This window comes from Streptomyces sp. UNOC14_S4, assembly GCF_020740835.1.
Classification (GTDB): Bacteria; Actinomycetota; Actinomycetes; order Streptomycetales; family Streptomycetaceae; genus Streptomyces.
Genome location: NZ_JAINFC010000217.1, coordinates 1 through 11,740, shown reverse-complemented (window position 1 = coordinate 11,740; position 11,740 = coordinate 1). Strand labels below are relative to the sequence as shown.

Sequence of the window (11,740 nt, the reverse complement as noted above, 5' to 3'; positions counted from 1 at the left end):
ACGGTGAACGCGTGGGTGTGGGTGGGGAAATGGGTCAGCAGCGGCCGCGGTCCGTACATGAGCGGGACGCCCGGCCAGGTGCCGTCCTCCCGCTGGGTGTCCAGGAGGTGGCCGAGCCCCGGCGCCCAGTACGTCTCGTCGTGTTCCCCGCCGACGAGGCCGCCGCGCTCCAGGGCCGCGAGCGCGAGGCCGGTGGCGGCCGGGGTGCTCGGGCCGCCCGCCTCGACGGGCCAGCCGCCGTCGGGATTGCGGGTTTCGGCCAGGGCGCGGGCGGCGGGGTGGCCGGACGGGCCGGCGGTCGCACTGCCGGGATGTTCCCCCGTGCCGCTGCGAAGCGCCGTCGCGCCGAGGGCGGGCAGGACCTCGGCGGTGGCGTACGGCAGGCCCCGGTACCAGCCCGCCTGCCAGCGCCCCCGCTCGCGGAACCGGCCGGTGAGCCAGGCGCGCGCCGCGGCCGGCGGTATGTGATGGTGGCCGCGGTGGCGGTCGAGTGCGGTGACGACGTGGGCGACGACATCGTCCACCGGAGGGTCTCCGGCCGACTGCCAGGTCCGCCAGAGCCCGTCGGGTGTCTGCTGCCGGGCCAGATGGCGCAGCCCGGCCCGGATCGTGCGGCCGGGCGTGCCGTCCGCGCCGGCCAGTGCGATCAGGGCGGCCGCGGTGGTGTCGTTGTCGGATTCGACACCCAGGCGGTACGGCCAGCCGCCGTCCGGGTTCTGTGCCGCGACCAGGAACGCGACGGCGGCGGGCAGTCCGTGGCGGTCGAAGGCCGGGGCGCCGCGGAAGGAGCGTACGGTCAGCGTGGTGTCCCAGACGTCGCTGGTGGAGAAGCGCCAGGTACCGTCGGGGAGCTGACCGGAGATCAGGCGTTCCGTGCAGCGGTGGGCCGCCGCGCTGCCGGGGGCGGCGGCCTGGAGCGCGAGGGCCGCGAGGGCGGTGGTGACCGGGCTGCCGAAGAAGTCGCCCGCCGGGGACTGTTCCTCGGCGACCGCGAGGGCGGCCCGCCGGGCGGCGTTCCGGTCGCCGAAGTGGAGTTCCACCAGGGCGTGCGCGGAGCGGAGTTCCACCCTCGTCCAGCGCTTGAGCCGGCCGCGGGCGGCGAGCGCGCCGGCCAGTTCCTCGCGCAGCGCCTCGGGGGCGGTGCCGCCACGGGCCGTACGTCCCAGGTGCAGGGCGACGGCCTGTACGAGGCGGGCGCGGGCGGCGGGCGCGTCGTCCGCGAAGGCGGGGTGGCCGACGTCGACGGGGCCGCCGGTGCCCAGGGCCAGGGACCGCAGCGCGGACTCCAGGGCGTACGCCACCGGGTGGTGGTCCTGGGGAACGGCGCCGGTGAGCCATGCCAGACCCCGCCCGACGGCCCGCCCGGCTCCCGGGTGCGGCGAGCGGGACAGGGCCAACGTGCCGAGTGCGGTCTCGGTGACACGGGGAGAGGGGGTCGCGAGCCAGGAGCTGTCGTCCCGCTGGGTGGCGAGGACATGCCGGGTGGCGAGGGCGAGGGAACGATTCACCCGCAGCGCCAGCACAGGCGACAAGCGCGTGTGCGGCGCGCGGGGTAACGCACGTCCTGTTGACATCTGTCCTCTGCTTCTCGTGCTGCCGCTGAGTACGTCGAACACCGCCGGGCCGTGGACGACGGCCCGGCGGGCCCGTACGGGAGCCGGGGCCCCGGATCACGTACAAGGGACCTCATACGAGCGATCACGTACGAGGGATCACGTACGAGGGATCACGTACGAGGGATCGAAGTAGCCTGGCAGCGTGGACACTTCACAACCGGTCGGCCATCCCCCGCAGGAGATGGTCTCCATAGCGGACACATGCTCCGCCGCATTGCGGAACATGCCGCGCCTGGAAATCTGGCTCAAAGAGCTCGCACTTCCCGTGGACCCCGCCCTCGTGCCCCTGATGTGTCTTCAGTCGGCCTTCTTCACACCGTGGCTGCCCTCGGAGTCCTGCTATCAGACGGCCCGGCTCACGGTCTGGCTGATGGCCATCGACAACGTGCTGGACGCGCCGGGCGCGGCAGACGGTACGGAGGCCCGGGTCCGGGCCTGGCGGAAAGTCCTCGACGGACAGGCGGCGGAGGCCGACGACCCCGTGGCGCGCGCCCTGGCGGAGATCACGGAGGTCCTGCGGCGCGACGGCCGCCCCGAGCTCACCACCGTCTGGCGGGAGAGCATGCGTCAGACGCTCGTCGGCATGGTCCGCGAGAACACGGCGACCCGGACGGCGGCCGCCGGGGGCGGCCTCCCCCGGCTGACCGACTACCTGCTGCACGGCGCCTGGACCATCGGTGTCGAGCAGCAGGTCACCGCCCTGTGGGCGCTCATGGACGAGCCGGGGCTGCCCTGCCGGCTGCCTGTGCTGCGCGGCGCGCTGCGCCAGGCCGCGACCGCGATCCGTCTGCTCAACGATCTTCGCGGTCACCACCGGGAACGGTCCGAAGGCAAGGCCGACGCCCTCGCCATCGGCCTGAGCGAACAGGAGGCGTACCGGCGCGCGGAAGCCGGGATCGAGGGCTGCCGACGGACTCTGGCTCCGCTGACCGCGGCCGGGTACGGTTCAGCGGTGGCGCTGGAGCGGGTGGTGCTCTGGCATGCGCGGATGTACCACCGCTTCGACCCCGTACGGCCCGGGCGGGCGGCTGCCCGTCCTCTGCCCGGCGGCGGACCGGGCGCCACCGGGCCCACGCGCCACGCTCCGTCCGTCCACCGGCCGAGGGAGGCCCCGCCCATGGGCATCGAACAGGAAGTCCCGAGCAAGCGGCAGGTCCAGGAAGTCCTGGACGCCATCGCGTCCGGAGCATCCGGAGCATCCGGAACGTCCGGAGCCTCCGGAGCGGAGTACGACCGCGCCAGGCTGACCGAGCTCTTCGACCTGCTGGAACCGGTCGACGTCGGTCTGCTCATCGGCACCTGGCGGGGCGGCGCGTTCGAGAACAGCAGTGAGAACGCCGAACAGTTGGCGCAGATGCGGTGGTACGGCAAGCGGTTCCTCGACGCCGACCAGGTGGAGCCGCTGCTGTGCCTGGACGAGGACGGGCAGGTCTACTCGTACGAGGAGATGGGCCTGGCAACGCTGAAGGAGGTCGTCCGCCACGGCAAGCAGTCCACGGCGATGGTCTACGACCAGCTGCCCATCATCGACCACTTCCGTCGGCTCACCGACGATGTCCTGCTGGGCGTGATGGACAAGAAGGGCGATCCGGTGGACTTCTACTTCCATCTCACGCGGGTGTCGGTCCCCGTGCGGCCGGCCGACGGGACGCCCGGGACGTCGTGATCCGCACTGCGGCCTTGACCTTGACGCAGGCGGCAGGGTCGCACGATGACCGGCATGAACAACAGCACCGCACCGCAGAGCAGCAGGATCGTCGCCGTCACCGGAGCGGGCACCGGTATCGGCCGGGCCACCGCGCGGGCCTTCGCCGCCGAGGGTGCCCGCGTCGTCGCGATCGGACGGCGCGGCGAACCGCTCGAGGAGACCGCGGCCGGGCACGACCGGATCACACTGCTGCCCGCCGACATCACTGCCGAGGGCGGGCCCGAGCGGATCGTCCGGGCCGTGGTGGAGGCGCACGGCCGACTGGACGTCCTGGTCAACAACGCCGGCATCGTACGCGGCGGCGCCCTCGGCACACTGACAACGGAGGCGATCACGGCCCAGCTCGCCACCAATCTCATCGCTCCGGTCCTGCTGGCCCAGGCCGCGCTGCCGTTGCTGGAGACGGCGGGCGGAGTAATCGTCAATGTCAGTACGTCGGTGGGGCAGCGGGCCTGGCCGGGCAGCTCGGTCTACGCGGCGACGAAGACCGCCCTGGAGCTGCTGACCCGCAGCTGGGCGGTCGAGCTGGCACCCCGTGGAATCCGGGTGGTGGCGGTCGCCCCCGGCGCGATCGACACCCCCATCGGCGAGCACCAGGGCCTGACGCCGGAGCGGATGGCCGCGGTGCGCCAGTGGCAGCTGGCGCACACCCCGCTGGCCCGGATCGGCCGCCCCGAGGAGGTGGCCTGGGCCATCACCCGGCTGGCCGCGCCGGATGCGTCGTTCGTCACCGGGGTGGTACTCCCGGTCGACGGTGGCGCGGTGGTGGCGTGATAGGACGTGATGGGAGTGGCCCGGGAGGTGGGACGGGAGGTGGGACGGGTGCGGATCGGTGAACTGGCCGGGTCGACGGGGACGACCGCCCGTGCGCTGCGGCACTACGAGCAGGCCGGGCTGCTCTCCTCCGAGCGGGCCCCCAACGGTTACCGCGTCTACGACGAACGGGCCGTGGTGCGGGTCCGCAATATCCGCTACCTGCTGGCCGCCGGGCTCACCCTGGACGACGTGCGCGCGTTCCTGCCCTGCCTGGACGGCGACGTGGCCGCCGCGCCGCCCTCGGGCACGGGCCTGCGGGTCGCGCTGGAACGGCTGGCGATCCTCGACGAACGGATCGCCGCCCAGACCGAGGCCCGCGACCGGCTGGCAGCCGCGCTCCACGAATCGGTTGTCGGACGGACGGTCCAAGCGGGCTGGGGGGAAGCCCAGTGCGGTTCGGCAGCGCCTCAAAGGGGCGCGGGGCAGTGTGGCGTCATGCGGCTCCGCCGCGTGGGCGCGACCAGCCACGACGCGCCCGCAGATGACTCGCCGGGCTTCCAGCGGAGCGCTTAGTATCACTCCGCCCCGGGAACCGGAACGGTGAACTCCCAACGGTCTCCCGGGGCGACCAGTGAAACAACGGGGAAAGGCCCATCAGGACCATGCGACTTACCGGAAAACGCCGTATAGCCGTCGCCGCGACAGGAGCCGTGGCGGCGATCGCGGTGACGATGCAGATCACGCCGAGCGCGTTCGGCACGGAGGACACGACGGGGACGACGGCGGCCACCGCAGCCACCGCGGCCCAGGCAAACGTCGGCCCGGCGGACTCCGGCGCCTCCCCCACCGACGGAACGGTCTTCCATGACGGTGCCATGTCACTGGACGCGCCGCCCGTGCGCGCGAGGGCGGCGGTGGCCGCGGCTCCCCAGGCGACTCCCCAGGGCGAGGGGTGGAAGCTGGCCGACGGCGTGACCAAGTCGCTGGCGACCGGCTACACGATCAAGTTCTACGACCAGAAGTCCGTGGACTGGCTGGGCCGCTATGTGAAGGCGTCCGCCGACGACCTCCGGCGTATCACCAATCTGCCCATTTCCGTCAACACCTCCCCCGTGGGCTGGAACTACGTCCGCCCCCAGGGCGAGATCGTCATCGGTGTGGCCAAGCGTCCGTGCGTGCCGCCTGCGGACAACGGCCAAACGGGCTGGAAGGTCGTCCGCGACGGGTCGGGCACTCCCAACCTGAGCTGCGGATTCATCTCCTGGTCGGGCGACGGCACCGTGACCAGCGGGCACGCCTACATCGACAGCGAGTTCTTCACCGCGGACGGGAAGCCCGCTGCCTCCTGGGGCGGCGAGACGTTCATGCGGAACCACATCAGCCACGAGCTCGGCCACACCATGGGCCTGACGCACGCGGACCGCAGCGCGACGCGCGGTGACTGCGCCGTGGGCAAGGACTCCGGCGAGAAACCGGTGATGTGCACCGCGAACCACGGATACCAGGATGCGCGTGCGGGCACCTACGTCCAGCAGCTCGACGTGCAGGGCCTGCGCTATCTCGCGACCGGCGCCGGAGCGGCCGTCCCGCCCCAGGGCAAGGTCACCGGACTCGGCGGCAAGTGCCTCGACGTCAAGGGCGGGAAGACGGCCAACGGCACCCAGATCCAGCTCTACACCTGCAACGGTTCGGCGACACAGTCCTGGATCGTGGGGAAGGACGGCACGTTCCGCGCGCTGGGCAAGTGCCTGGACAACGCGCGCAACGCCGCCACCGACGGCAACAAGATCGAACTCTTCGACTGCAACGGCGCCGCCTCGCAGCGCTGGTCGGTCAACACGAGGGGTCAGATCGTGCACGTCGCGTCGGGCAAGGTCCTCGACGTGACCGGCGGCAGCACCGCCGACAGCACCAAGATCCAGCTGCACACCCCCACCACCGACAAGCGCCAGCTCTGGGCCGTCCCGAAGTAGCGCTCACCCGCCTGCGCCGACTTGCCGTCCACGGGTCCGTCAGCCGGGTCGGCCAGGCACGGTGGCGGAGGTGAGGAAGTAGGTCACGGAGTACAGGAAGCGGCCGTTGTCAATGGCCTTTTCGAGAAGGGCGTTGAAACGGCCGGCCTCGGACCAGTCGAGGTATCCGCGCTCGGCGAAGGCATCGGCCCAGTTGCGGATACCCATCGTGCCGTCCACGGTCTGCTGGTCGCGGACGAGAAGCGTTCGGGCCTCGACGTGCATGTCCTCAAGACCATGGCCGACCAGGAGGCCGGGTACCCGACGGGCAAAGGTGCCGTGTCGGATGCTCTCGGCCCGGCGCAGAGAGAGGACTTTCGCGGCCAGGTCGTGGTCTTCGATGTCGAGAGCCTGCGTTATTCGTCCGCGAGCCGACGGGCCGCTTCGCCGGTTCCAGCACCCACGTCAAGGAACTTCCGACCGGGCCGGGCCCGAAGCAGTTCTCGGAGACGTTGCTTGTAGGAGGCGAAGAACGGTTCGTCGCTCAACCGGTGCAGACTGGCGACCAGCCGGCCCGGGTCGGGGTGGGCATCGATGTCGGAAAAAGCGTGCGGCACATAGTGGTTTGCCATGACAGGCCAGGGTAGGCCACGCGCCGACCGGTTTCCCGTGCTCTCATTCCCCGCTTGCGGCCCTCTTCACGTCCTCCGCGAGTATCTCTCGGCGATCTCCTCGGCGCGTTCGGCGACCGGGTTCAGCCCCAGCTCGGCCCTGCGCCGGTCGACGCCACCGGGGTCGCGGACCGGGAAGGGCTCCCAGCGCCGTGCCCACCCCCATTGCCGTGCACGCGCGTCGTGCCTCGCGGGCCACCCGGTCCGCGGCCGCTTGTTGCCGAGGCGACGCCAACTGGCCTGATATGTCGTGGTGACGATTGAAGCAAACGCATAGATTTGCCGGGTATTCCCCGTCTTGGGGAGAATATTGGGAGGTGCACCATGAGAAGGCACATCCTTACCGGCGCGATCGCCACCACTTGCCTGCTCGTACCGTTCCAGGCCCACGCCATGGCCTCGTCGCCGACACCGCCCCCGGCTCCTCAGCTGACGGCCGCGTTGTGGGACAAGTGCGAGGCTGCGCTCGACTCACCGCACGAGTCGCACACCAATCCGGACGTCATCAACGTCCACGCCGACATCAAGGGCTGCAAGCAGAAGATGCCCGAGTACTCGCTCTCGGTCACTCTCTACAAAGAGAATACCCAGGTCGCGCACGATACCGGCTCCGGCAAGAACAAGTTCAAGGCTCGGGTCGTGGCCAACTGGCCCCCGCCCAAGGGCGAGTGTCACTCCTACTCGGCCAGCGCCACCTTCACCATCAAGGCCGACGGCAAGGAGCACACCGCCACCCTGACGAACCACAGTCAGGGCAAGATCTGCATCAAGAAGTAGCACCACCGTGGCCGGTTCAGCCACAGGGCGGTGCTTGCCGGCCACGTCCCTCCAGCGTCAGGGCGCACTGCATGAACGAGAACAACGAGTACACCGTCTTCCTCGCGGTCACCGACCGGACCGACCGAACCGACCAGACCGGCCAGACCGACCAGACCGGCCGAGCCGATCCGGCCTTCGCCGTCACCGCGCTCGCCGTGGAGACCGGACGTCTGGAGGAGGCCGAGGAGCGTGCCGAGGCCGCGCTCGACGGCCTCGCACCCGACGTGGCCTGGCTTGACCTGCCCCCGTCCGTACGGCGGGAGACCGTCGCCCGGGTGCGCGCCGTGCCGCACTACGCGGTGGACCACACCGAGCATGACCGCGGGCCCGCGCGTTCCGCCTCTCCCCTGGCCGACTGTCTGCGCAGTCTCGCCACCGGCGGCCCCTTCGCCAAGATCGCCATGCGGCCGTACACCGTGTACGTCACCGGCGGGCAGCCCGTCGGCGCCGCGGCGACGACCCCCTTCCTCTCCGGCGCCCAGGCCGTGCGTCCCGACGCCGGGACGCGCTTCCCCGCGCTCGCGCGTCTCACCTCGCTCCTCGCCACGGCCGCCGCGCCCTCGATCGACGCTGCCGTTCCCGACGAGGAGGACCTCTACGACGCCTTCGACCGGTACACGCTCGGTGGCCTGGCATGAACCGTACGGAATGACGGTTCCCGCCTCGGCCCGGCCTCAGGCGGCGCATCCCGGCCAAGGGGGATAAATTGGCAGGGAACGTACGGAGAGGAGGGACGACATGTCCTCGAAGCGGCGCCGCAAGAAGAAGAAGTCCCGCATGAAGAGCGCCAACCACGGCAAGCGACCCCAGAGCTGAGCTCGTCAGGCCGCTGCCTGTTGCCGGTTGAGTTTTTCCAGGACGCGGTCGCGGAGAAGTTCGTACTCCTCACGGAGCCTGTGCCACTCGGTCGCGGGCGGGCGATGGATGACTGTGGCTCCGGTGACGATCTCGTGGGGGCCGAACTGTTCGCGGGTGAGATCGATCTCGATGCCCATGCCGAGGCGGTTCCACCAGTGGTAGTCCACGCGCTCTCCGTCGACGTGGACCTCCCCCCGGATCAGCTCGCCGCCCAGCAGGTCGTTGAGCACCAGGGCGGTCACCCCGCACTGGTCCCGGGCCGGGTTGTCCTCGGTCCAGTGCGAGTGCGAGCGGAACTCGGGCGTGCACGTCTCGGCACTCCAGCTGCTGCGGATGGCTCGTTCGATGTCAGTGAGAAGCAACGGTGTCATGCCGGTGATCCTGCCAGCAGGCACTGACAACGGCGCTGACAACGGCCGGGGGCTGCCGGGGCGCATCCCCGTCCGGCGGGGCGAAGCATGCGGTCGAGTTGACTTCGGATCTCATCGTCACGCCGCTGACACCAGCGAAACGGCATAGCGGCCCGCGCTGTCCGTCCACCATTGCTCTAGCCGCAGACCCGCCGCCACCAGTTCGGAACGGACGCCGTCCTCACGGAATTTGACGGATATCCCGACGTGCAGCCGCTCTCCGGCCGCGAAGTGGACCAGGCGGTCCAGCGAGGCGAAGGTGACAGTGTGGGAGCGGCGGGCCCGCAGCGCGTTCTCGATGCGGGCCAGGTGCGGGTTCCAGGTGACGTCGTGGTCGAAGTCGTGGAGGCGGAAATTCGCGCCGAGTTCCCGGTTGAGGACCGTCAGGCCGTTCTTGACGAAGGCAGCGGTCACCCCGGCGCGGTCGTCGTAGGCGGCTCTCAAGGTCGCTTCGTCCTTGACCAGATCGGTGCCCAGGAGCAGCCTGTCGCCCGGGCGCAGTTGGGCACGCAAGGCGGCCAGGAACCGCCGTCGTTCGGCGGACCGGAAGTTGCCGTAGGTGGCGCCGAAGAAGGTGAACAGGGCAGGGGTGTCCTGCGCGCCCAGACCGAGCGGTGAGACGAAGTCGGCAGCGCGCGGCCGGACGTCGAGGTCCGGGTAGTCGGCACGCAGGGCGCGCGCCACGTCCTGCAGGGCGGCGTCGCTCACGTCGACGGGCACGTACCGGTCCAGCGAGCCCTCGGCGCGCAGGGCGTCGAGCAGCAGCCGCGTCTTCCGGCCGGAGCCCGCGCCGAGGTCCACCAGGGTGCGGGAGCGGGTCCGGGCCGCGATGGCGGCGCCGTGCCGGGTGATGATCTCCCGTTCGGCATCGTCGATGTAGTACTCGGGTTGCTGGGCGATGGTCGTGTAGAGCGCGCTGCCACGGGCGTCGTAGAGCCACTTGGTGGCGAGGCGCTTGGGAGCGGACATCAGCCCGAGGATCAGCTCGCGGTGCTCGGTGACAACCGCCGCGCCGGTGGTGGACAGGGTCATATGTCTCCCTCGTACGGAACCGAGGGGCGTCCTCGACCGAGGGCGCCCTCAGTCGGTGTGCGCCCAGATCAGCCAGTGGTATCCGGAGTCGGAGGTGTCCGTCCTGGCCGGGACCGGCGGCATCCAGGCCACCGGCGGGTTGTCGGGCTCGGGGTGCGCGAGGCCCTTGACCGTCCAGGCACGGGCCCGCCAGCCGTCCGCCGCGAGCTGTGCCACGGGGTCCGTCCAGCCGCTGGCCCACAGCACCCCGAGTGCCTCGAGGCTCTTGAGGACCGGCGCGTAGTGCGCCGCGGCGAAGACGTCGGGGTGCACGTGGTCGCACCACAGGCGGCTGCCGGGGGCCGACAGGCTCCGTACGGTACGCAGCAGCGTGTGGCAGGAGTCGGCGTCGAGGTAGGGCAGCAGCCCTTCGACGACCCACAGCGTCCGGGCCCGGGGATCGAAACCGGCGTCTTCCAGGCTCCGGTGCCAGTCCCCGCTCAGGTCGGCGGCGACCTCGACCCGGCGGCAGGCCGGCCGCGCGGCCGGCCCCGCCTCGGCGAGCCGCAGGCTCCTCGCCTCCAGCAGGGCGGGGAGATCGACCTCCACGTAGAGCAGGTCCTCGGGGAGGTCCAGCCGCAGGACCCGGGACTCCAGGCCCGCGGCCAGCGAGACCACCTGCCGGATGCCGTCCTCGGCGGCTGCCCGGACCACCTCGTCCCCGAGCCGGGCGCGTACCGGGACGACCGGTGGTGAGTATCCGAGCACGGACACCACGACGTCGTGCCACTGTCGGCGCTCCACCTCGGTGCACAACGTCACCGGGTCCTCCAGGAACCGGTCCGCACGCGCGGTCTCCAGCTCCCGGGCCGCCGCGGTCCACCCCGCGGTGGTACTGATGGTCTGCACTACGCCTCCTCGGGTCAGGAAGGTGCTCCTGGTCCGGCTGGTGTTCCCGGGCCAGCTTGCCGAGCGGCAGATCTTGACGGCCATCGTGGAAATCCACGGTCTCGGCGGTCATGTGGCGAGAGCGACGGCCTGTCAGCCGTACGGCCGGTGCACGCGTGTCTTCTCCGTCGACGCGAAAGTGTCGAACCAGGAATTCGAGCGGGACGGTGATCCGTGCCGCGGCCCCGGTCGAGGCCTACGCGCCGTTCAGGCCCAGTGCCGCCGCGCGGACGCGGGGTTCAGTGGCGACGAACGGAACGCCGGGGCCACAGCCCAGCGACATGCCCCAGTAGCCCACCGGCCCGGTGCCGACGTGGTCGCCTTCTTGCAGCGTGTCCAGGACCGCACGTCATTCCGGGACGCTCTGGCCCGCGATGAGGGTATGGAGCTCGGCGAGTACAGGAGCTGTATCCCCGCCGGTCTGCATGCGGTTCCGCATCTCGGCGACGAGTCGGTTGTGTTCCCCGCTCCGCGGGCGGCCGCCATGGGCGGGCGACAAAAAGCCCCCCACCCGAGGTGAATTCGAGGGGCGTTGCGACACCGTGGCTGGTTGATCAGGCCGCGAGCAGTTTGGACAGGCGCTCGGCTGGAGTTTCCCAGCCGAGTGTTTTGCGTGGGCGGCTGTTGAGTCCGGCGGCGACACGCGCCCCGGCGTGAAGTCCCTCAAGGACGACCGGGCGTGAACTACTGGTCGCTGCTGGGGCCTTCTCCGGCGCTGTGGTCGACCCCGCCAGGCCGGTCACAGATATCGGTGCGGATGGCTCCTGGTGGCGGGAATGCTTCGCTTCGACTGACGTTCCAGACGCGCTACGAGACGCACGGGAAGCAAGACGCCCCCGGAGGAACCGGGGGCGCCGGGAAGGCTACTGAGGTTGAACTCGTGATGGCGGGTGGGTTGGTCAAGGTGGCTCGATGATCAGGCCGGTCTCGGCGAGGCAGCCGTCGAGCAGGTGCGGGCGGTACTGGACCTTCTTCAGCTTGCGCTTCATGA

11 protein-coding genes and 1 pseudogene are annotated in these 11,740 nt (G+C 70.8%); 6 read left to right on the top strand and 6 right to left on the bottom strand.

The features are described from left to right. A partial coding sequence (locus K6I34_RS20135; protein ID WP_229327702.1) for a prenyltransferase/squalene oxidase repeat-containing protein occupies positions 1-1,508 on the bottom strand: 1,508 nt, incomplete at its 3' end. Positions 1,509-1,758: 250 nt separating this feature from the next. Here K6I34_RS20135 and K6I34_RS20130 point away from each other — a divergent pair. From K6I34_RS20130 to K6I34_RS20115, 4 genes and pseudogenes are all read left to right on the top strand, one after another. Next, positions 1,759-3,282 (top strand): DUF4334 domain-containing protein, encoded by a 1,524-nt coding sequence (locus K6I34_RS20130; RefSeq protein ID WP_229327701.1) that lies wholly within the window; start codon positions 1,759-1,761, stop codon positions 3,280-3,282. 45 nt (positions 3,283-3,327) lie between these two features. Next, positions 3,328-4,098 (top strand): SDR family NAD(P)-dependent oxidoreductase, encoded by a 771-nt coding sequence (locus K6I34_RS20125; RefSeq protein ID WP_229327700.1) that lies wholly within the window; start codon positions 3,328-3,330, stop codon positions 4,096-4,098. A gap of 9 nt (positions 4,099-4,107) precedes the next feature. Beyond that, positions 4,108-4,488 (top strand): annotated as a pseudogene (locus tag K6I34_RS20120) (MerR family transcriptional regulator); the annotation flags it as partial. 254 nt (positions 4,489-4,742) lie between these two features. Beyond that, a complete protein-coding gene (locus K6I34_RS20115) occupies positions 4,743-6,053 on the top strand; it encodes a ricin-type beta-trefoil lectin domain protein (RefSeq protein WP_229327699.1) in 1,311 nt (436 codons plus the stop codon). Between the two features lie 39 nt (positions 6,054-6,092). On the opposite strand, the gene K6I34_RS20110 is transcribed toward K6I34_RS20115, so the two are convergent. Then, entirely contained in the window at positions 6,093-6,317 is a 225-nt protein-coding gene (locus tag K6I34_RS20110) for a hypothetical protein (RefSeq protein ID WP_229327698.1), read from the bottom strand. A gap of 131 nt (positions 6,318-6,448) precedes the next feature. Next, entirely contained in the window at positions 6,449-6,664 is a 216-nt protein-coding gene (locus K6I34_RS20105) for a hypothetical protein (RefSeq protein ID WP_229327697.1), read from the bottom strand. 363 nt (positions 6,665-7,027) lie between these two features. Here K6I34_RS20105 and K6I34_RS20100 point away from each other — a divergent pair, with 363 nt between their 5' ends. Both K6I34_RS20100 and K6I34_RS20095 read left to right on the top strand, forming a co-directional pair. Next, complete coding sequence (locus K6I34_RS20100; RefSeq protein ID WP_229327696.1) at positions 7,028-7,480, top strand: hypothetical protein; 453 nt, start codon at positions 7,028-7,030, stop codon at positions 7,478-7,480. Between the two features lie 71 nt (positions 7,481-7,551). Further along, entirely contained in the window at positions 7,552-8,160 is a 609-nt protein-coding gene (locus tag K6I34_RS20095; RefSeq protein WP_229327695.1) for a hypothetical protein, read from the top strand. Between the two features lie 183 nt (positions 8,161-8,343). Here K6I34_RS20095 and K6I34_RS20090 read toward each other — a convergent pair whose 3' ends face one another. The 3 genes from K6I34_RS20090 to K6I34_RS20080 form a co-directional block, all read right to left on the bottom strand. Further along, positions 8,344-8,751 (bottom strand): hypothetical protein, encoded by a 408-nt coding sequence (locus K6I34_RS20090; RefSeq protein ID WP_229327694.1) that lies wholly within the window; start codon positions 8,749-8,751, stop codon positions 8,344-8,346. 117 nt (positions 8,752-8,868) lie between these two features. Further along, positions 8,869-9,822 (bottom strand): L-histidine N(alpha)-methyltransferase, encoded by a 954-nt coding sequence (gene egtD, locus K6I34_RS20085; RefSeq protein WP_229327693.1) that lies wholly within the window; start codon positions 9,820-9,822, stop codon positions 8,869-8,871. 48 nt (positions 9,823-9,870) lie between these two features. Continuing rightward, entirely contained in the window at positions 9,871-10,710 is an 840-nt protein-coding gene (locus K6I34_RS20080; RefSeq protein ID WP_229327692.1) for an SAM-dependent methyltransferase, read from the bottom strand. Positions 10,711-11,740 lie beyond the last annotated feature (1,030 nt).

Coding starts and splice junctions, on each gene's coding strand:
- K6I34_RS20125 (WP_229327700.1), top strand. CDS start 3,328: ATGACCGGCATGAACAACAGCACCGCACCGCAGAGCAGCAGGATCGTC.
- K6I34_RS20115 (WP_229327699.1), top strand. CDS start 4,743: ATGCGACTTACCGGAAAACGCCGTATAGCCGTCGCCGCGACAGGAGCC.
- K6I34_RS20110 (WP_229327698.1), bottom strand. CDS start 6,317: ATGCACGTCGAGGCCCGAACGCTTCTCGTCCGCGACCAGCAGACCGTG.
- K6I34_RS20105 (WP_229327697.1), bottom strand. CDS start 6,664: ATGGCAAACCACTATGTGCCGCACGCTTTTTCCGACATCGATGCCCAC.
- K6I34_RS20100 (WP_229327696.1), top strand. CDS start 7,028: ATGAGAAGGCACATCCTTACCGGCGCGATCGCCACCACTTGCCTGCTC.
- K6I34_RS20095 (WP_229327695.1), top strand. CDS start 7,552: ATGAACGAGAACAACGAGTACACCGTCTTCCTCGCGGTCACCGACCGG.
- K6I34_RS20090 (WP_229327694.1), bottom strand. CDS start 8,751: ATGACACCGTTGCTTCTCACTGACATCGAACGAGCCATCCGCAGCAGC.
- egtD (WP_229327693.1), bottom strand. CDS start 9,822: ATGACCCTGTCCACCACCGGCGCGGCGGTTGTCACCGAGCACCGCGAG.